The 19,756-nt window shown below is 37.7% G+C and carries 17 protein-coding genes; 12 read left to right on the forward strand and 5 right to left on the reverse strand.

All coding sequences use genetic code 11. The features are described from left to right. Nucleotides 1-21: 21 nt before the first annotated feature. Nucleotides 22-954, reverse strand: a complete 933-nt coding sequence (locus HMPREF3031_RS09000; RefSeq protein ID WP_002479912.1) for an NAD-dependent epimerase/dehydratase family protein — start codon at nucleotides 952-954, stop codon at nucleotides 22-24. Between the two features lie 275 nt (nucleotides 955-1,229). Here HMPREF3031_RS09000 and HMPREF3031_RS09005 point away from each other — a divergent pair, with 275 nt between their 5' ends. The 4 genes from HMPREF3031_RS09005 (at nucleotide 1,230) to HMPREF3031_RS13460 (ending at nucleotide 3,706) form a co-directional block, all read left to right on the forward strand. Further along, complete coding sequence (locus HMPREF3031_RS09005) at nucleotides 1,230-1,952, forward strand: MerR family transcriptional regulator (RefSeq protein ID WP_002479911.1); 723 nt, start codon at nucleotides 1,230-1,232, stop codon at nucleotides 1,950-1,952. Between the two features lie 16 nt (nucleotides 1,953-1,968). Next, a complete protein-coding gene (locus HMPREF3031_RS09010; RefSeq protein WP_002479910.1) occupies nucleotides 1,969-2,895 on the forward strand; it encodes an ABC transporter ATP-binding protein in 927 nt (308 codons plus the stop codon). 1 nt (nucleotide 2,896) lies between these two features. Continuing rightward, nucleotides 2,897-3,286, forward strand: coding sequence for an ABC transporter permease subunit (locus HMPREF3031_RS13010; RefSeq protein WP_002479909.1), 390 nt, complete (start codon nucleotides 2,897-2,899; stop codon nucleotides 3,284-3,286). A gap of 222 nt (nucleotides 3,287-3,508) precedes the next feature. Then, nucleotides 3,509-3,706 carry a hypothetical protein gene (locus HMPREF3031_RS13460; protein ID WP_051035981.1) on the forward strand — a complete coding sequence of 66 codons (198 nt, stop codon included), beginning with the start codon at nucleotides 3,509-3,511 and terminating at the stop codon, nucleotides 3,704-3,706. 71 nt (nucleotides 3,707-3,777) lie between these two features. Here HMPREF3031_RS13460 and HMPREF3031_RS09020 read toward each other — a convergent pair whose 3' ends face one another. The 3 genes from HMPREF3031_RS09020 to HMPREF3031_RS09030 all read right to left on the reverse strand — a co-directional run bounded on the left by HMPREF3031_RS09020 (nucleotide 3,778) and on the right by HMPREF3031_RS09030 (nucleotide 8,033). Further along, the gene (locus HMPREF3031_RS09020; RefSeq protein ID WP_002479907.1) at nucleotides 3,778-4,950 is read right to left on the reverse strand and encodes an ImmA/IrrE family metallo-endopeptidase; all 1,173 of its coding nucleotides are present in this window, start codon (nucleotides 4,948-4,950) and stop codon (nucleotides 3,778-3,780) included. A gap of 162 nt (nucleotides 4,951-5,112) precedes the next feature. Continuing rightward, on the reverse strand, nucleotides 5,113-6,360 hold the full coding sequence (locus HMPREF3031_RS09025; RefSeq protein ID WP_070724831.1) for a Zn-dependent hydrolase: 1,248 nt from the start codon (nucleotides 6,358-6,360) through the stop codon (nucleotides 5,113-5,115). Between the two features lie 47 nt (nucleotides 6,361-6,407). Further along, on the reverse strand, nucleotides 6,408-8,033 hold the full coding sequence (locus HMPREF3031_RS09030) for a PucR family transcriptional regulator (protein WP_070684320.1): 1,626 nt from the start codon (nucleotides 8,031-8,033) through the stop codon (nucleotides 6,408-6,410). Between the two features lie 359 nt (nucleotides 8,034-8,392). On the opposite strand from HMPREF3031_RS09030, the gene HMPREF3031_RS09035 reads away from it, so the two are divergent. Next, nucleotides 8,393-9,886, forward strand: coding sequence for an allantoin permease (locus tag HMPREF3031_RS09035; RefSeq protein WP_002479904.1), 1,494 nt, complete (start codon nucleotides 8,393-8,395; stop codon nucleotides 9,884-9,886). Further along, entirely contained in the window at nucleotides 9,876-11,237 is a 1,362-nt protein-coding gene (gene allB / locus HMPREF3031_RS09040; protein ID WP_070684322.1) for an allantoinase AllB, read from the forward strand. Before HMPREF3031_RS09035 ends, allB begins: the two co-directional genes overlap by 11 nt. Before the next feature lie 96 nt (nucleotides 11,238-11,333). Here the strand turns inward: allB and HMPREF3031_RS09045 are convergent, their stop codons facing one another. Beyond that, nucleotides 11,334-12,149: an alpha/beta hydrolase gene (locus HMPREF3031_RS09045; RefSeq protein WP_037556075.1), complete on the reverse strand. Its 816-nt coding sequence runs from the start codon at nucleotides 12,147-12,149 to the stop codon at nucleotides 11,334-11,336. Nucleotides 12,150-12,343: 194 nt separating this feature from the next. Between HMPREF3031_RS09045 and allC the strand changes: the two genes are divergently transcribed. The 6 genes from allC (at nucleotide 12,344) to HMPREF3031_RS09075 (ending at nucleotide 19,626) form a co-directional block, all read left to right on the forward strand. After that, nucleotides 12,344-13,576, forward strand: a complete 1,233-nt coding sequence (gene allC / locus HMPREF3031_RS09050; RefSeq protein WP_070724833.1) for an allantoate deiminase — start codon at nucleotides 12,344-12,346, stop codon at nucleotides 13,574-13,576. A gap of 23 nt (nucleotides 13,577-13,599) precedes the next feature. Continuing rightward, nucleotides 13,600-14,388 carry a (S)-ureidoglycine aminohydrolase gene (gene allE, locus HMPREF3031_RS09055; RefSeq protein WP_002479900.1) on the forward strand — a complete coding sequence of 263 codons (789 nt, stop codon included), beginning with the start codon at nucleotides 13,600-13,602 and terminating at the stop codon, nucleotides 14,386-14,388. Nucleotides 14,389-14,405: 17 nt separating this feature from the next. Continuing rightward, complete coding sequence (gene allD, locus HMPREF3031_RS09060) at nucleotides 14,406-15,437, forward strand: ureidoglycolate dehydrogenase (RefSeq protein ID WP_002479899.1); 1,032 nt, start codon at nucleotides 14,406-14,408, stop codon at nucleotides 15,435-15,437. 107 nt (nucleotides 15,438-15,544) lie between these two features. Beyond that, entirely contained in the window at nucleotides 15,545-16,594 is a 1,050-nt protein-coding gene (gene allD, locus HMPREF3031_RS09065) for an ureidoglycolate dehydrogenase (protein WP_002479898.1), read from the forward strand. 15 nt (nucleotides 16,595-16,609) lie between these two features. Then, on the forward strand, nucleotides 16,610-18,361 hold the full coding sequence (locus tag HMPREF3031_RS09070) for an acyl-CoA synthetase FdrA (RefSeq protein ID WP_002479897.1): 1,752 nt from the start codon (nucleotides 16,610-16,612) through the stop codon (nucleotides 18,359-18,361). Further along, nucleotides 18,361-19,626, forward strand: a complete 1,266-nt coding sequence (locus HMPREF3031_RS09075; protein WP_002479896.1) for a YlbE family protein — start codon at nucleotides 18,361-18,363, stop codon at nucleotides 19,624-19,626. Before HMPREF3031_RS09070 ends, HMPREF3031_RS09075 begins: the two co-directional genes overlap by 1 nt. Nucleotides 19,627-19,756 lie beyond the last annotated feature (130 nt).

The following is a 19,756-nucleotide window of genomic DNA, read 5'->3' on the forward strand; positions in this document are numbered from 1 at the left end:
GGGAATTTTTTTATTTTAAAGTTAATTTTTATTATATTCTAGATACTCCGCAATACCTTTAGATACAGGATATTCAGGTTGATAACCTAATGCTTTTAACGGTGTCACATCTGAACGAGAATATTTAATGTCACCTGCACGTTCATCTTCAAATGAATAATGAACCTCATAACCGAAGTAGTCAGAAAAGGCTTTGAAAACAGTTAATAAATCTGTTTCTTCTCCAGTACCCGCATTATAAATCTTTCCGTTTGTTTCTTCTTTTTCTAACACAATCCAAATTGCTTGAAGTAAATCTTTGATGTAAATAAAGTCACGTGTTTGTTTGCCGTCACCAAAGAAAGTGAAGTCATCTTTGTTTAAGAATTTTTGATTTAAAATTGATAATACCCCTGAGTAGTCTGACTCTGGATTTTGTCTTGGACCATAAACGTTGAAGAAACGTAAAGAAACAGTCGGCAAGTTATAGAGTGAATGATAAATCTTTGTATACTGTTCACTTGCGAATTTTTGTACTGCATAAGGTGATAAAGGATTAATTTTGGAATCTGTTGATTTTGGTAAATCTGGCAAATCACCATAAATTGCGGCAGATGAAGCAAATAAGAATTTTTTCAAATTCGGGTTATGTTGACGGTTTGCTTCTAATAAATGAATCGTTGAATCAATATTGTCCCCATTAGATTCAACTGGTTTGCCCACAGTTTCTACGACACTGACCATTGCAGCTAAATGAAAGACGTAATCGAATTGATGCACTTTCACAAGTTCTTCGAGTAATTCAAAGTCTTTCACGTCATTTTGATAAAAATGATCTTCATCTATAAAAGGAATATTGTCTCGTTTACCTGTAGAGAGGTTATCTACGACAAACACTTCTCCACCTTCGTTGTTAAATTTCTCTGCGATGTGCGAACCGATAAAACCAGCGCCCCCTGTAATCAATACTTTCATAATAAGTACCTTCCTTGTTAGAAAATTAATGTCTTATATCTATTTTAATATGTATACGTCTAAAGTGTAGCATTATACTTTAAAAGTTGAAAGACAAAAGACATGTTAAACTATTAAAATTATGTAAAGGGATAAAACGCTGTCATGACAATGTTTATAAGACATACGGCAGTCTGACTTTACACTAATTTAATAATAAAGTGCTTGCTAGTAACGCAACGTTATAGCGTAAGCTAAGAGTGTAGAGAAATTAAAGAGGCAAGGAGGAAGTTTAAATGGAATATTCAACAGGTGAATTAGCCAAAGCTTGTGAAGTATCTGTCAGAACAGTCCAATATTATGACCAAAAAGGATTGCTGAAACCAAGTCGTGTTGAACATAATCGCAGAGTATACAGTGAAGCAGATAAAACACAATTAGAAAGTATTGTTTTATTAAAAAGCATGGGCGTTTCGCTTCAAGAGATTCATCATATATTAAATGAATCAGAAGATACAGCGACATTAAAAGTTTTGTTGAAAAAGAAAGAAGTTGAATTAGAAAAAGTTTTAACTCAAACGAAACAAAAATTAGAACGTCTTCAAAAGTTAGATGAGCTTGTAGGAGATGACAGCACAGGTTTACTAGATAATGCGCATCATTTTGAACAATTATCATCACGTATGGACCAAATGAGTCAGATTCGTCGTAATATGTTAATAACTGGTATTGCTGTTGGTAGTTATCAAGTTAGTGCTTTAGTACGTGCACTAACTAAAAAAGATTGGAAAATTTGGGCGAAAGCCATTCCATTCAGAGTGCTTGTTGCGGCAGGGTTAACAGCGTATTACTACCAAAATGTCAGTTACGTTTGTCCAAATTGCCAAACAGTCTTCAAACCTAAATTAAGTCACATGATTTTCGCTAATCATACTTTCAAAACGCGCAAACTCACATGTCCAAATTGCGGTGAAACGCATTATTGTATTGAGGTAGCGGATAACAATAAGTTGATTTGAAGAGAGGAAGATCATCATGATTGCGAAAGTTGAACATTTATCTAAAAGTTTTGGAGATGTGGAAGTTATAAAGGATATTTCGTTTGAGTTAGAAACAGGAAAAATTCATGCGATACTTGGTCCGAATGGTTCCGGTAAAACAACAACCATAAAATTGATGACCGGTTTGTTGAAACCGGATAAAGGTGCGGTCACCTTATTTAATCAAACTTTAGACCAACCGCACTTCAATGAAGTACGACAAGCTATGGCTGTCCAAAATGATGGGGCTTTATATGAAAATTTAACTGTTGCTCAAAATTTAAAGTTTTGGGCGCAGTTGTATGGTTTAGATACAACTGATTTTAATCAAAACAGTACTTATTTATTAAAAGTGTTTGATATTGAAGCACATATGCAAGCCAAAGCAGGTGCTTTAAGTAAAGGTATGAAACAAAAGGTATTGTTAATTCGAGCGATGATGACAAACCCTAAATTATTAATATTAGATGAACCAACTTCAGGGTTGGATCCTATTGCTTCAGAACGCTTTATTGAATTACTTAAACAGATGGCTAAAAAGCAAGGAACTACCATTTTAATGTGTACGCACCAACTTCAAGGTTTAGAAAAAATTGCGGATAATATTTTCATTATGAAAAAAGGAACATTTATTGCGCAAGGGACAGTATCACAATTGATACAAACAGAATGGCCAGGACATGAATTTCATTTAAAAGTGTCAGATATTCAAGAAGCAGAACGTCTTTTAAGTCAAGCATCTATTGATCTAGTTTCTTTCTATGATGTTAGAGATGATCAATTGATTGTGAAAGTGGATGCATATAAGGACATTTCTGAAGTTATTACTGTTTTAGTAAAAGAAAATATAAAGGTTTATGAAGTTACACAATATCAACATGCGTTACAAGAACTCTATGAGAAAAAAGTAGGTGGTTTATAAGATGAATACACATCGTATCAAAGCATTGGTTAAAAAAGAATTGTTAGAAATGATGTATGATAAGTCGACGTTATATCCTATGCTTTTCATCGCTGTCTTTTTCAGCGTCATACTGCCGAATATCTTGATTATTTTCAGTACGAAAGTTGATTTAGTTAATTTGCCGAGTGAATTTGAAAAATCGATTCACCAGTTAAATACACTTGATTTACCTGTTCATGCATCGCCTGAACATATTTTAATTTATATAGTATTGATGTATTTCTTAATGCCACTCTTTCTTTTGATGCCTGTCATTATTTCAAATGCTTCTGCGAGTTATAGCTTTGTGGGAGAAAAAGAACACAAAACGTTAGAGGGATTGTTGTATACACCATTATCAGATAAATAAATGTTGTTAGGAAAAGTTATCGCATCTTTTATACCTTCCATCGTCATCACATATGGCGCCATTGTACTCTATGGTATAACAGTGAATTTATTTGGTTGGAAACAATTCCTTCAATTAATTTTTCCTAATGGAGCATGGCTCTCTTTAATTCTGTTGATTATACCATCAATGACTTTTCTTTCGATATGTCTCGTGATGATGGTTGCGAATAAGGCAAAGAGTATGAAGTCAGCTCAAAGTGTTGCGTTATTCTTAGTTGTACCGATTATCGGTTTAATCATTTCTCAAGCTTCAGGTATTATGCTGTTAGGTTATCAAATCATCTTAATCGCAGGTTTCGTGTTAATTATCTTAGACATCATTATATTCTTATTACTTGTGAAGTCATTTAATAGGGATAAAATGGTTTCGAAATTATAAATGTGTAAATACAAAATAACCAGTGCGAAGAACTCGTACTGGTTATTTGTATGGAAAATATTTAATGGTTTTTAACGGTCATCAGTAGTGTCTATGAAATCGTATTTTAAAATTTCTTTAGGTTCTTTTTTAGTGAATTTATCAAATAAGCTTTGATTGATATTGGCTAACTGTGTTAAAAATTCAGGTTCTACTTTTAAGATGTCTAACAATTTTTGCGGTGTAATGAGTTTTCTTACAAACATGTATTCTAAATGAGCGGTTATTTTAATTGGATGTCTGCGAGCCAGTGTATCATCTAAAGGTTCAACCGCTTCATATTGCTTTTCATGAATCGCATGACAAAAAGCAATATATTCTTCAAATGTGAGTAATCCTAACTCATAAGCACGCTGACCCATGGCTTTGATAGATACATACCACTTCTGTTTTAATGGTGTGTAATCATCTGGATTAGACAAGTTAGATACCTTCTTCATGTCTTCCTTAAATGCTTGTTCAGGCAATAGGAATGAAGCGGCGAAGATATTTGCTTCACGTTCTATATCTTGAAATTCTTTATACGTGAGTAAATCAAATTGAATATGCTTATGTAACAGTAAATGACCTAATTCATGCGCAACATCAAACACGCTTTTTACCGCAAAATCATTGTTGTGGTTTAGAACAATATAAGGCATACCTTTTTCAGACCAAAAACTGAAAGGTTTCGCTTCGTTATTGATATTTGACTCGCATATACATAAACCTGCTTTTTCTAACATGAATAGCAACCTTAGGTTCGACGGTTCTTTTATAAGTAATGTGCGTGCTTTTTCAGCAGCGTTTTTAATAAAATCGATTTGGCTATTAGCTTGATCGTAAAGAAGCTCTATTTCAGCCGTGATGTCTAAAATCTGTTTAAAAGGTGATTTGACGAATCTTGATTGGAATTCTACAAAGTTCGCTAGATATATGGATTGGTAAAATTGCTGGGTGTGTGTATGAAAGTTATAGTTGCTTATAGAAACATGGCCGCGTTGTACTGTATTGGTTCTAGAAAAGACTGTATGTTCGGCTGTTAGATAACTGGTTCTTACTTTGAAAAATTGACTTAAAGTTAAAGTCAGATTGAAATCAAAAGGTGCATGCTTATTCTCGCATTGTCTTAATTGGTATTCACTTATATTTAAGTGTTTAGCTAAAGCTTTGTAACTATAACCGTGTAATTGACTTAAGCGGACGAGTTGTTTTCCAATATTCATAGATGTTGTGTGCTCCTCTTATAGTTATGTAATTATGACTGACTTCTGATGGAGATGGAAAGTTGTTTGCTATTTATTATTTTATTATACATAAAACCCGAGAGGAAACATGAATTTTTCTCTCGGGTTTGTTTTAACTGTTTAATATTCAGTTTGGTGTTTTTATTGTAGTTTGACGTCTGCTTTTGCCACTTCAATCACTGTATCGATAAGTGTTTGAATACCTTTTTCAATTTCTTCTGGTTCAACAGACTCTTTAGGTGAGTGGCTGATACCGTCTTTACATGGAATGAATAACATGCTGGTAGGGCAGATTAATGCCATGTTCATGGAATCATGACCGGCACCGCTGAACATGAAACGGTAACTGTAGTCATGTTGTTCGCACACTTGTTTAGTAATTTGGGCAATTTCTGCATTCAGACCCACAGGCATATCTTGTCCTAAGTCTTTAACCTCAGCTTGTATATTACGACGTTTTGTAATCTCTGAAATGGCTTGTTGTACCTCAGTCGCAACTTGTTCACGTGATTCTAATTCTTTACCTCGAATATCAATAAATAATGTTACATCGCCAGGGATAGCATTCATGATATTAGGGAAGGCATCTAAATGACCGACTGTCGCAACGACACCTGCTTTATGGTAATGTTGTGCGATGGCTTCAACTTGTAAGATGATTTCTGATGCGGCAGTTAAAGCGTCATAACGCATTGGCATAGGTGTTGATCCGGAATGACTTGTTTCACCTGTTAATTTAACTTTAAAACGGTGAGGTGCTGCGATATGTGTCACAATCCCAATGTCTTTGTGTTTGTTTTGTAAGATAGGTCCTTGTTCGATATGCAGTTCTAAGAAGGCCTTTAAATCTCCTTGATGATAGAAATCTTGTTCTGAAGGCAAGCTTTGTTTTAAAGTGTCGACCAATTGGAATAGCGTTTTGCCTTCATTATCTTTAATTTCTTTCATATCGTCTTGAGACAAGTTGCCTGTAATGTATTTACTGCCGAGTGTCGCAGTGTTGAAACGTGCAGATTCTTCTGCTGTAAATGCGACGATTTCAATCGGATGATCTGTTTCAATTTGGTGTTCGTTTAAATGCAGCATAAGTTGTAATGCAGCTACAACACCAAGTAAGCCGTCGTAACGTCCGCCATCTTTTACGGTATCGATATGTGATCCAATCATGACAGGCGGTAAGTTAGGTTGCTTACCTTCTCTTCTTGCGATGACGTTGCCGAAGTAGTCGAAGCGGACATCTAATCCCGCTTCTTGGCACAACATTGAGAATTTCAATGCGGCTAAGCGTTCAGCGTGACGAAAGGCAATGCGGTTTGTGCCGCCTGTTTCTGTATTAAAACCATAGTTATTAAAAGTGTCTAAATGAGACATGACAGTATCTAAATTCATGGAGCTCCCCCTGTTTGATTAATGATTGATAGATAGTTATAACGTTATTATTGATCGAAGAGTATTTCTTCTGATGCATATAATGCGAGACGGATATTTAGTGAGTTGAACGGATCTTCAACCGTGCAACCTAATATTTCTTCACAATTTTTAATTCGATATTTTACAGTGTTACGGTGAATGAACATTTTCTTCGCAGTTTTGGTAATATCACATTGATAATCCATGTACATTTTAAGCGTATCTTTTAACTCTTCATCCTTTTTCGTTTTAGGATAGGCTAGGTCACCTAAAGTATGTTGAATGAAAGGTTTCAATTTACTTGGTGGCAACAGCTGTAAGAGTTCTTTCATACTCTTTGATTGATAGAAGTTCATGAATGCTTTACGTGCTTTATCTAAGCCGCTTTCATAAGCTTCGTTCGCTTCCATAAAGGACGTTGATAATTGAGAGAATTCTGTGACTCTATTACCAATCCCGAATGAAATACTGCTGTCGAAGAACTCATGGTATTCTTGTTGAATATGTTTTAAGTAATTTAAATAATACTCATGTTTAGATTGTAGTAAAATCGCAAATCTGCGATTACTTGGCATACTGTAAACACTGATACGTGAATCTAAATCTGTGAGTTTGTGTATGAGCCATGTGTAAACGAATTGATAACGCTCTTCAACGTATTGACTGTTTTCTAAATTATCCATTGGGTCAATGGCACAGATAATGACTTGATAATAATCGGAAGGGTAAATACCGTATTGTTCAAATAAAATCGGATGATTATGAACAGATAAAGATTGATCAGAACGATTCGTAATCAGGGATTCAAAGAAACGATTGATATCTGAGTGTTCAGCTTCTTCAATCTTTTTATTTTTATATATCGCAAAGCTCAATGTTGAGACAATTTGTTCAATCGTTAATAAACTGAAAGGATAAGACAGCTTATTGATATCTGACACCATTAAATAATATGGGAAATAAGCATAGGCTTGTACTTTGAAAATCGCCACGTCATTAGTGAACTTCGTTTGATTGCGAGTAATTGTATTAGCGTTTTCTGAACGTAAGTATTCTAAAAAGTAACGGATATGTTGTTGTTTCAACAAATTATTCTGTTGGTAATGCCAGCTTTGAGAATCAACCATATAGAATGGATTGAATAACAGAACGGGTACGCCTAAAATACGGCTCATTCTTTCTATCATTGTTTCGACACCGAAACCTTTAATCAGCATATCGTTCAGTTCTTCTTGAATATTCAAAGCGTAGTTTAATTTAGCTGTTTGTTCATCTGAAATATAAGTTGAAATTTGTCTTGTGATTTCCCCTAAATTCCACTCTTCAGAGATTTCTATCAATGGAAATTCTAATTCGTTTGCGTAATCAATCACTTCTTGATTGATATGTTTTAAATAACGAGACGTTTTAATACCTAACCCCGCGGTATCAATATCATTTAATTCTTTAATCATTTGTTTCAAGCCTGCTTGATTATCCCGAAATAATAACCCCGTCGTGAGTATAAATGACTCTTTAGCAGTGTAGTCTTTAATATCAATATTTTCTGTGATGTCTAAGTGGCGAACTTCTCTTTTTAAATCCCCATTTTCGTTAATGAGTTTCAACCCGGCAAAGCTCGGAGCAGCGAGTATGTTTTGCAACGTCGGCATTTAATCACCTTCCTTAAAGTTGGTATGTTGAATTTCAGATGTTATTACAATGGTTTCTCTTTATACAAGTGAATTTACTTATTAATTCTATATGTTTATTTAAATGAGTAGTATTTAAACGCCTTCAAACACTCTATGTAATCGTCATTATAAGTTTTTGAATACTATATGCTCTTGTTATTGTAACGCATCTACTGAAATAAATTTTAACATGAAATGGCAGAATTTGTTCGAAATCGATAATTTTATAAAAAATTACTGTCAAACTGCACAAAGAAAAACGCTTCCAGTAACTGTAAAATTTTAAGTAAAGATTATACGTATAGTCATATTTATTCCAACTCAAAGGAGATATAGAAATGACGAAACAGGGGCAAGCGCAAAGCGGCATTCATGATGCGGCTTTCTTCGAACGCAGAGGCTATAACAAGGATGTTATGCCTAAAACAGACAGCCAAAGAAATATATCAACATTCAACTTCTTCACCCTTTGGATGGGTGCTGTCCATAACATTCCTAACTATACTGCCGTAGGCGGATTTTTGCTACTAGGGCTTTCGCCGTTACAAGTAATTTTCGCATTGATCTTCAGTTCATTTATTATTGCGACATTACTTGCGGTTAACGGTTATGCTGGTTCTAAATACGGCATTCCATTTGCCATGCAGTTACGTCAAACGTATGGTGACATCGGGGCAAAACTTCCTGGTGTGTTACGTGGTGTAATTGCGGGTATTGGTTGGTTCGGATTACAAACCTTCGCAGGCTCACAGGCATTACTCATTTTGCTTATTAAGATCTTCCCGGGGTTCGAGCATTTTGGTAATGGAACGACAATTTTAGGCATCACGATACCTGGTTTAATCGCATTTTTAGTATTCTGGGCTATTAACTTTGCGATTGGTATCGGCGGCGGTGAGACACTAAATAAATTCACTGCAGTTTTAAACCCGTTAATTTACATTGTATTCGGCGGTATGGCAATCTGGGGCTTCATGGTTGCCGGCGGCTGGGACAACATCATGCATTATGAAATCACAACAAAATCAAGTGGTATTATTTATCCAGCTATTTTATCATTCATCCTAATTTTCAACTCAATGATGGGTGTTTGGGCTGGACCTGGAGCAAGTGTTTCTGACTTTACACAAAAAGCAGTTTCAACACGTGCACAAATTGTAGGACAAGTTTCAGGTATTGTTGTTGCACACTTATTATTCGCATTCAGTAGTGTGTTCATCATTATTGGTGGTTCTATCTTCTTAGGTCACCAAGAATGGAATATCTTAACAATTATCAATAACTGGGATAATATCTGGACGATTTTAATCGCCACAGGTGTATTATTGATGACTACAATTTCAACGAACGCGACAAGTAATATCATTCCAGCAGCATATCAATTAAGTGTATTGATGCCGAAGTTGATTAACTATCGTCGTGGTGTAATTTTAGCTTCTGTTGTGAGTGTTCTGATTATGCCTTGGAAATTAATGGAAAATGAAGATAGTATTTTCGTTTTCTTAAATATGATCGGTGCAATTTTAGGACCGGTTGCAGGTGTATTAATCGTACATTTCTACTTAATCAACAGATGTAAAGTCGACATCGAGAGATTGTATTTTGATACAAATAATCCAAATCATGGCGGATTAAGATTTAACTTCTCTGCTTATGTGGCTACAATTCTTGGTGTTGTTGTTTCACTATTAGGTTTCATTCCGAAATTCCAAGTCATTTCTGACTTCTCATGGTTTATCGGATTTTTCATCGCAGGCATTTCTTACATCATTTTATACGTGTTAGAAAAGAAATTTAGAAAGGATAAAGGAGAGAAAGCTAATGAAATATGATTTATTGATTAAAAATGGTCGTGTCATTTTAGACGAAGGCGAACAAGAAGTAGAAGTAGCTGTTAAAGACGGAAAAATCGCAGCAATTGGTCATGACTTAGGTGACGCAGAAAAAGTTATCGATGCAAAAGGACAAGTCGTTGCACCAGGTATGGTAGATGCACACGTGCATATTACAGAACCAGGCGGCGGCTACCGTGACGAGTGGGAAGGCTACGAAACAGGATTGAAAGGTGCTGCAAAAGGCGGCGTTACTACAATCGTTGAAATGCCTTTAAACCAAGTACCAGCAACAACTGATAGAGCATCAATCCAAGAAAAATTTGATGCAGGTAAAGGCAAATTATCAGCTGACGTTGCAAGTTATGGCGGTTTAGTGCCTTATAACTTAGATGGTGGTATCCAAGAATTAGACGAAGAAGGCGTTGTGGCTTACAAAGCGTTCTTAGCTACTTGTGGTGACCGTTCAATCGATGGCGACTTCGAAAACGTAGATGACTATTCACTTTACGAAGGTATGAAACAAATTGCGAAAACAGGTAAAATCTTATCTGTACACGCAGAAAACGCTGATATTACAGACCGTTTAGGCGAAATCGCTTATAAAAACGGCGAAAAATCATTGGCAGCTTACGTAGATTCAAGACCTGTATTCACAGAAGTTGAACCTATCCGCAAATTGATTTTATTCGCAAAAGAAACTGGCTGCCGTTTACACATCGTACACGTTGCATGTGAAGAAGGCGTGGATGAAGTTATTAAAGCACAACAAGAAGGTGTAGACGTAACATGTGAAACTTGTACACACTATCTATACTTCTACAAAGAAGAATTAGATGACATTGGTCCAGTTGTTAAATGTTCACCACCAATCCGTGAAGAATCACGCTTACCAGGTATGTGGGAACGTGTTATCAATGGTGACATCAACTTCGTAACATCTGACCACTCACCAAGTACACCTGACTTAAAAGATACTGACAACGCATTTGAAGCTTGGGGCGGTATCGCAGGTATCCAAAATAACGTGGATATCTTATTCGACGAAGGTGTTCAAAAACGCGACTTATCACTTAAACGTTTCGCTGAAATTATTGCGACTGAACCTGCAAAACGTTTCGGCTTAGACAATAAAGGTAGTATCACAGTTGGTAAAGATGCAGACTTCGTCTTCATCAAACCAGAATCTTCATACACATTACAAGCTGAAGATTTAGAATACCGCAATAAACTAAGCCCATATGTAGGTCGTACAATCAACGCACAAGTTGCGAAAACAATTTTACGCGGTGAAGAAACTTACAGTCTTGAAGACGGTGTTTCTAATGACTTCCGTGGTGAATTTATCTAAGTCTTGGTTAAATTCAAATAAGTATGCATGCTGTATCACAGCATTAATATAAAAAAGGCCTCCGAACCATTTCAGTTCGGAGGTCTTTTGTCGCATTTAAACAAGATTTAATAAGAATGTTTTAGCTTGTTGGTAGATATCTAAATTAAAGTCATTCACTTCGCGATCGAAATCGTGATCTTTGTTATCGAAAGCGATGAATTTAGTTTCTGGAATATTACGGTCTAAATGTTGGGCTTCACCGAAAGGCACATCTGGATCTTGTTTACCATGCACAATAAACGTAGGTGGAAATGCTTTAAGTGTTTTAGGCGCAATATTATAGGTAGCATCTGTAGATTGTTGAATGCCTAGTAACTTCAGCCATTCGTTTTGTCCGCGTGCATAAAGGTAAATGAGATAACGTGTCTGTAAATCACCTTGTGTTAAAGGTTCTGTTTGAATCATATTATTTAACAGTTCTGGTGTGATTTGTTGAGACATGGCTTTGTATTGTGGATTCGCACGTAAGAATTGCGGTACGTGGAAACGGCTATAACCATAGAAATCAAGAATACCTTGGACATCGCGTTTAGAAGCAATGATTAAAGATAAGAATGATCCTGCTGAACGACCGAATAAGAAAATCGGCAAGTCAGGATGATTAGCTTTGACATCGTCGAATTGTGTTAATGCATCATTCATAATCGTATCGATATTGCTTTCAGGTGCTAAACGATAATCTGCTGAAATTATTGTGAAATCTTCAGTTAACAAATCAACGTAGGCCTGTGGTAAATCATCAGGTTGACCGAAAATTAAGCCGCCACCATGAAAGTAAAGAATGATACCTTTAGGTTCATTTTGAGCGGGTGTAATGAGTTGCGTTAACTGAAATTGGCCTTGGGTTGTGATGTGTTTTGTTTCTGACAACAAAAGAACCTCCTTTGGTTATGTTAGATTGCTTTAAATTGTTCATATTTACCCAAAATAATTATCGCAAATCTTATATCTATCGTATTTGTACAAAATGAATAAATACGAGGATGTTAATTGTCGGAATTGTGGATGTAGTAACAAAAGTAAACATTTATAATAGATGATGAGATGAAAAGGAGTTGTTGAATATGAACATCCGTTCCTCTTTTGAAGCTTTAGATAAGCAGTTTACCGCATATGACGGTTTGATTGGCGGAGGAATTACACGCTTGCTTTATTCAGATGAATGGCAGCAAGCCGTGCATGCTTTAAAAGAAACATTAGAATCAGCTGGATTTGACGCAACTTTCGACGACATCGGCAACTTAACAGGTCGTTTAGAAGGCAGTAAATATCCAGATGAAAAAATTGTTTCAGGTTCTCATATTGACACAGTCGTTGAAGGCGGTCATTTAGACGGTCAATACGGAATCTTAGCTGCTGTGACAGCAATGAAGGCACTTAAAGAAGAACACGGCCAACCGCTTCGTTCTCTAGAAGTCCTTGCCTTAGCTGAAGAAGAAGGCAGCCGTTTCCCATTCGCATTCTGGGGCAGTAAAAACTACTTCAATCTTGTAGACAAATCAGAAGTTGAAGAGATTGCAGACGCAGAAGGTGTGCGTTTTGAAGATGCGATGAGAGACTCTGGCTTTGACTACAGAAAACAAGACCAAAACCACGATGACATCAAAGCCTTTGTTGAAGTGCATATCGAGCAGGGGAAAGTGCTTGAAACTGAAAACAAAGCAATTGGTGTAGTGAATGGGATTGTCGGCCAAAAACGTTACACAGTTACATTAAAAGGTGAAGCGAACCACGCAGGTACAACACCGATGGGCTTAAGAAAAGACGCAGTTGTAGGATTTAGTGAGATTGCTTCTAAATTAACACAACGCGCTAGAGAAATCGGCGATCCGTTAGTACTGACTTTCGGCCGTGTTGATCCTGTACCGAACACAGTTAACGTAGTTCCAGGTGAAATTGTCTTCAGTATTGATACACGTCATATTGACCAAGACGCATTGAATCAATTCGCTGACGAAATCACAGAAACAATCAAATCAGTATCTGAGTCAGAAGGCTTAGAGTACGATATTGATTTATGGATGGACGAAGCCCCAGTATTAATGGACAAAGGTTTAGTAGATAGAATCGAAAAATCAGCTGACCAAATAGTGGGTAAAGAACAATATAAAGTCATGGCATCAGGTGCCGGACACGATTCGCAAATCTTTGCGAAATTTGTTCCGACAGCAATGTTGTTCACGCCATCTATCAATGGCATCAGTCATAACGTTGAAGAAGAAACAAACATCGAAGACTTAGTAAAAGGAATCGAAGTATTAAAAGACGTTTTATATGAATTAGCTTACAAAGAATAATTAATGTAAAGGAGTTTTTAATAATGGGTTACTTAAATCACAATCAAGGTTATAGAGAAGGTTTATTAGAAACAAGAGCAGTTATCAAAAAAGACAATTACGCAGTTATCGTTCCAGACGGTTTAGTAAATAACGTAGTACCAGGATTCGAAGATTGCGACGTTACTATTTTAGGTTCACCACGTTTAGGTGCACGTTTCGTTGACTACCTAGTTACATTGAAAGACCAAGGCGGCAACACTCAAGGCTTCGGCGGAGACGGTATCCAAACATTCATCTATGTTGTATACGGAAACATCAATGCGTATGCTGGCGATGAAAAATACGAATTATCACAAGGTGGTTACTTATACGTACCAGCTGATCAAGTGATGAAATTCGAAAACAACAACAATAACGAAGACAGCCGCGTATTCTTATACAAAAAACGTTACCAACCACTTGAAGGTCACAAACCAGAAGTTGTGACAGGCAATGTTAATGACCTTAAAGCAGAACCATATGAAGGTATGAAAGAAGTATTAGTTCAAGACTTATTACCAAAAGATATCGCATATGACATGAATATTCACATCTTATCATTCGAACCAGGTGCTTCACATGGTTATGTTGAAACACACGTACAAGAACACGGTGCTTACGTATTAAGCGGTCGCGGTATGTACAACCTAGACAACGAATGGTTACCAGTAGACAAAGGTGACTATATCTTCATGGGTGCTTATGCTCCACAAGCAACTTATGCTATCGGCTTAGAAGAACCATTCGCATATATCTACTCTAAAGATGCTAACCGTGACATCGAACTATAAGAGAGGGTTTCTAAATCATGAGTGAAGAGAATTTAGTTTATGTTGGCTATGATGAGTTACGCCAATTATTTAAAGAAAAGCTTATGCTTGCAGGCATGCCTGACAAGTATGCAGACAAAGTCGCTGAGCTGATGGTATTCGCAGACGCACGTGGTATCCATTCACATGGTGCCGTGCGCTTGCGCTACTATGCAGAACGTACAGCAAAAGGCGGATTCAACTTAGAACCAGAAATTAAATTTGAAAAAACAGGCAAATCTACAGGTATTTATCACGCAGATAATACAGTGGGTCATTACGCAGCTTACCATGCGATGGAAGAAGCGATTCAAATGGCGAAAGAAAACGGTATTGCTGCAGTAGGTGTCAAAGAAATGGGACACAGCGGTGCGATTGGTTACTACACACAAATGGCTGGTAAACATGGTTTAGTGTCATTAAGTGTCTGCCAATCAGATCCGATGGTTGTACCGTTCGGAGGAACAAAACCTTACTTCGGTACGAACCCGATTGCATTTGGTGCACCTCGTAAAGACGGCAAGCCTATTGTCTTTGATATGGCTACAACTGTACAAGCGTGGGGTAAAATCTTAGACGCACGTTCAAAATATCATTCAATCCCAGATACTTGGGCAGTGGATGATAAAGGTGAACCGACGACAGACCCTTATAAAGTCAGTGCATTGTTGCCTGCAGCTGGACCGAAAGGTTACGGCTTGATGATGATGGTAGATATTCTATCAGGCAGCTTGCTTGGCTTACCATTTGGTCAGCATGTGTCTTCAATGTATGAAGATTACAGTGCGTACCGTCGTCTGGGCCAATTCCATTTAGTAATCAATCCAAGTTACTTCGGTGACGAGGAACAATTCTTATCACAAATGGAACAAATGGTTCAAGAACTTCATGACATCGATCCTGCAAAAGGCTTTGACCAAGTCTACTATCCAGGTGAAATTCAAGAAGATGTGGAAGCAAAATACGACGAAACAGGTATTCCAATTCCACAATCTATCTATGATTACATGAAGTCAGAACAAGTTTACTAATTCAATTGAATGAGCGGTGCTGGTCATTGCACCGGCACCGCTCTTTATTTAGTTTTGCAGACTAATAAATTGCAAGAATCTTCAAAAAAGTCAGGAGGGTTTTAGTGATGCGTGTTACAAAAAAAGAACTTTATGAGTTAATGAAAAATAAATTGATGAAAGCAGGTTTGCAAGAAGATGCAGCTGCTGACGTCTCAGATGTTTTAACATTCGCAGACCATCGCGGGATTCATTCTCATGGTGCAGTACGTGTTGAATATTACGCAGAGCGTATTGCCAAGGGTGGTATTAATGCTCATCCGAATTACGAGTTTGAAAAAACAGGTCCATCTTCTGCAGTGTTCCACGGCGACAATGGCCCAGGACACCAAGCAGCAAAACAAGCTATGGACAAAGCGATTGAAATGGCGAAAGAAAATGGTATCGCAGTTGTGGGTGTGAAAAACATCAGCCACAGTGGTGCGTTAGGCTATTTCGTTGAAATGGCAGCAGACCAAGATATGGTCGGCATCAGTATGTGTCAATCTGACCCAATGGTTGTACCATTCGGCGGCACTGAACCATATTTCGGTACGAACCCGATCGCTTTCAGTGCGCCGACAAATGATGATCGTGTGATCACATTTGATATGGCAACAACTGTACAAGCATGGGGCAAAGTGTTAGATGCACGTTCAAAAGGCCAATCTATCCCAGATACATGGGCAGTAGATGAAAACGGTGAACCTACTACAGATTCAAGAGCAGTACACGCTTTAGTACCTGTTGCAGGACCTAAAGGTTACGGCTTGATGATGATGGTAGACATTTTATCAGGTAGCTTGCTTGGTTTACCATTTGGCGGCCACGTGTCATCTATGTACAAAGATTTAACAAAAGGCAGAGATTTAGGCCAATTACACGTTGTAATTAACCCGGCTTACTTCACTGACCCTAAACAGTTCAAACAACAACTTTCAACAATGATTGATGAGTTGAAAGCACAACCAGCTGCGAAAGGTTATGGCGAAGTTTACTACCCAGGTGAACGTGGACGTTTACGTAGTGAACGCTATGACAAAGATGGTATTGAAATTGTAGATGACATCTATGACTACTTGAAGTCAGATGATGTGCATTATGACCGTTATCACGGTAAAAACAGATTTGCAGAATAATAATGGAGGACTATTATGTTATATACAATCATTAAAGAGAATACGTATCAAGACTCTATTGTATTGATGTTGTTATCAAACAAATTATCAGCAATGGACGGCGTTAATAAAGTATCAATTATGATGGGTACACCCGCAAACAAAGACATCTTCAGAGCTTCAGGCTTCGATTCACCTGAACTAGATGAAGCAAAACCAAATGACATTGTTATCATGATCGATACAGATGATGAATCAATGGTTGATGAAGTGAATCAACAAGTTGAAGATGAATTAAAAGGTAAAGCGGAAGACGATAAAGCTGAATCAACACAAGAAGTTTCTAACTGGAACCAAGCGTTAGATAAAGCTACTAACCCTAACCTTGCGTTAATTTCAGTGCCTGGTCAATATGCGGCTATGGAAGCTGAAACTGCATTAAGAAACAACTTGCATGTATTCATGTTCAGTGACAACGTACCTAAAGATGATGAAGTACGTTTGAAAGAAATGGCACATGACAAAGGTTTACTTGTAATGGGTCCTGACTGTGGTACAGGTATTATCCATTCATTACCATTAGCTTTCACTAACATCGTTAACAAAGGTGACATTGGTATCGTAGGTGCTTCAGGTACTGGTATCCAAGAGGTCACTACAATTGTTGACCGTGAAGGTAAAGGTGTAACTAACGCAATCGGTACAGGCGGCCGTGACTTATCAACAGAAGTCGGCGCAATTACAATGATGGACAGTATCAAAGCGTTAGCACAAGATCCAGCTGTTAAAGTCATTACAGTTGTTTCAAAACCACCAGCTAAAGAAGTAGAAGAAAAAGTATTGAACTTGCTTCGTAATATCGACAAACCAGTTGTGACATTATTCTTAGGTCACAAACCAGAATACACTGAAGCAAACATTTACCATGCATATACGTTAGAAGAAGCTGCACGCGTATCAGTTCAACTTTCTAATGGTGAAAAACCTGAATTCAAACCAGCAACAAAAGAAATCAAAGCAACATTGAAAGATGGCCAAGACGGCATCAAAGGTTACTACTCAGGTGGTACATTAGCAAGCGAAGCAGCAATGCTTGTAAAAGATGCGTTCGACGGCTTAAAAGATGAAACTACAGAAGGTTTCACTTACAAAGCTGGCAACCATGAAATCATTGACTTAGGTGATGACATGTATACACAAGGTCGTCCTCACCCAATGATCGACCCAGGTAAACGTATCGAAAAATTACAAGAAGCTGCAAATGATGAAAACACTGCAGTAATCATGTTAGATAACGTAATCGGTTACGGCAGCCATGATGATATGGCAGGTCAATTAGCACCAGCTATCGAAGATATCATCAGCGAAGCAAAAGCAAATGGTCGTGACATTGCTGTATTAGCAACTGTTGTTGGTACAGAACACGATCCACAAAACTATGAACAACAAATCAAAACATTAGAAGAAGCAGGTGCACAAATCTGCGAAACAAACGATCAAATGGTACGTTCAGCAATCGAATTAACAGGTCATAAAGCTGAACAACCAGAATTGAAAGAAGAGTCATTCGACGCAACTTCAGTTGACTTATCTGTAGACGATAAGATTCTTCAATTAATCAACACAACTCCAAGCGTTATCAACGTTGGACTAAAAAGCTTTGCGACTGCAATTGATGAAAGCGGCGCAGACGTTGTGCAATTCAACTGGAGACCAGTTGCTGGCGGAGACGAAAAACTAATGAAAGTATTACAATTCTTAAACAACTATGAAGGAGAGTCTGTATAATGGGTTACCAAACAATTGATGAAGCAAACCAAGCTGTCATAGATAAAATGATCGCAGCAGCACCATTCCTAGTTGACGTGGTACCTGCGAAAGATAAAATTCCTGAATTGAAAGAGCATGTTTTACTACATGCAGGTCCACCGATTAAATATGAAAACATGACTGATCCAATGAAAGGTGCATGTATCGGTGCAATCTTATTCGAAGAATGGGCAAATGATGAAGATGCTGCACGTGAATTACTAGAAAACGATAAAATCGAATTCATTCCTTGTCATCACGTGAATGCAGTAGGACCAATGGGCGGTATCACTTCAATGAACATGCCTGTATTGGTTGTTGAAAACAGAGAAAGCGGCAACGAAGCTTATTGCCAAATGAACGAAGGTATCGGCGCAGTATTACGTTTCGGTGCTTACAATGAAACAGTTGTTAACCGTCTACACTGGATGAAAGACGTATTAGGTCCAGTATTAGGTAAAGCTGTTCGTCAAATGGAAGACGGCTTAAACGTTAACGTTTTAATTGCGAAAGCAATCGCAATGGGAGACGAATTCCACCAACGTAACATTGCAGCTTCACTTGCATTCTTAAAAGAAGTTGCGCCAATCATCTCTGAATTAGAAGATGTTGAACCAGAAAAACGTACAGAAGTTATTCAGTTCTTAGCAGACACTGACCAATTCTTCTTAAACGTTGCGATGGCAACAGGTAAAGCAATGATGGACGCAGCTCGTGAAATTCAACACGGTACAATCGTTACAGCAATGTGCCGTAACGGTGAAAACTTCGGTATCCGTATCGCTGGTATGGGTGACGAATGGTTCACAGCACCTGTAAATACACCACAAGGTTTATATTTCACAGGTTATTCATCAGACGATGCTAACCCTGATATCGGTGACTCAGCAATCACTGAAACAATCGGTGTCGGCGGTATGGCAATGATCGCAGCACCTGCAGTTACACGTTTCGTAGGTAGCGGCGGCTTTGCAGATGCCTTAGCAACTTCAGACGAAATGACTGAAATTTGTATTGGTGAGAACCCTAACTTCTCTATCCCGACTTGGGACTTCAAAGGTGCTTGCTTAGGTATCGATGCACGCTTAGTAGTTGAAAAAGGTATTACACCAGTGATTAACACAGGTATCGCACACAAAATTGCCGGCTTCGGTCAAATTGGTGCAGGTACAGTGCATCCACCAATCGAATGCTTCGAAAAAGCAATCACAGCTTATGCTGAAAAATTAGGATTTAATGGATGATTCTCACAGCACAAGCCATTGGCGCAAGTGCAAGCAGAATCTTGAATCATACAACAGAACTTAAAGTACACAGTTGCTTTAAAAAAGGTTTTAATGTGGTGGGGGTCGGGACATAAATGTTCTGACTTCT

The organism is Staphylococcus sp. HMSC072B07, assembly GCF_001815505.1.
Taxonomy (GTDB): Bacteria; Bacillota; Bacilli; order Staphylococcales; family Staphylococcaceae; genus Staphylococcus; species Staphylococcus simulans.

Coding starts and splice junctions, on each gene's coding strand:
- allD (WP_002479898.1), top strand. CDS start 15,545: ATGCGTGTTACAAAAAAAGAACTTTATGAGTTAATGAAAAATAAATTG.
- HMPREF3031_RS09020 (WP_002479907.1), bottom strand. CDS start 4,950: ATGAATATTGGAAAACAACTCGTCCGCTTAAGTCAATTACACGGTTAT.
- allD (WP_002479899.1), top strand. CDS start 14,406: ATGAGTGAAGAGAATTTAGTTTATGTTGGCTATGATGAGTTACGCCAA.
- HMPREF3031_RS09075 (WP_002479896.1), top strand. CDS start 18,361: ATGGGTTACCAAACAATTGATGAAGCAAACCAAGCTGTCATAGATAAA.
- HMPREF3031_RS09035 (WP_002479904.1), top strand. CDS start 8,393: ATGACGAAACAGGGGCAAGCGCAAAGCGGCATTCATGATGCGGCTTTC.
- HMPREF3031_RS09000 (WP_002479912.1), bottom strand. CDS start 954: ATGAAAGTATTGATTACAGGGGGCGCTGGTTTTATCGGTTCGCACATC.
- allE (WP_002479900.1), top strand. CDS start 13,600: ATGGGTTACTTAAATCACAATCAAGGTTATAGAGAAGGTTTATTAGAA.
- HMPREF3031_RS13010 (WP_002479909.1), top strand. CDS start 2,897: ATGAATACACATCGTATCAAAGCATTGGTTAAAAAAGAATTGTTAGAA.
- allC (WP_070724833.1), top strand. CDS start 12,344: ATGAACATCCGTTCCTCTTTTGAAGCTTTAGATAAGCAGTTTACCGCA.
- HMPREF3031_RS09025 (WP_070724831.1), bottom strand. CDS start 6,360: ATGAATTTAGATACTGTCATGTCTCATTTAGACACTTTTAATAACTAT.
- HMPREF3031_RS09005 (WP_002479911.1), top strand. CDS start 1,230: ATGGAATATTCAACAGGTGAATTAGCCAAAGCTTGTGAAGTATCTGTC.
- HMPREF3031_RS13460 (WP_051035981.1), top strand. CDS start 3,509: ATGAAGTCAGCTCAAAGTGTTGCGTTATTCTTAGTTGTACCGATTATC.
- allB (WP_070684322.1), top strand. CDS start 9,876: ATGAAATATGATTTATTGATTAAAAATGGTCGTGTCATTTTAGACGAA.
- HMPREF3031_RS09070 (WP_002479897.1), top strand. CDS start 16,610: ATGTTATATACAATCATTAAAGAGAATACGTATCAAGACTCTATTGTA.
- HMPREF3031_RS09010 (WP_002479910.1), top strand. CDS start 1,969: ATGATTGCGAAAGTTGAACATTTATCTAAAAGTTTTGGAGATGTGGAA.
- HMPREF3031_RS09030 (WP_070684320.1), bottom strand. CDS start 8,033: ATGCCGACGTTGCAAAACATACTCGCTGCTCCGAGCTTTGCCGGGTTG.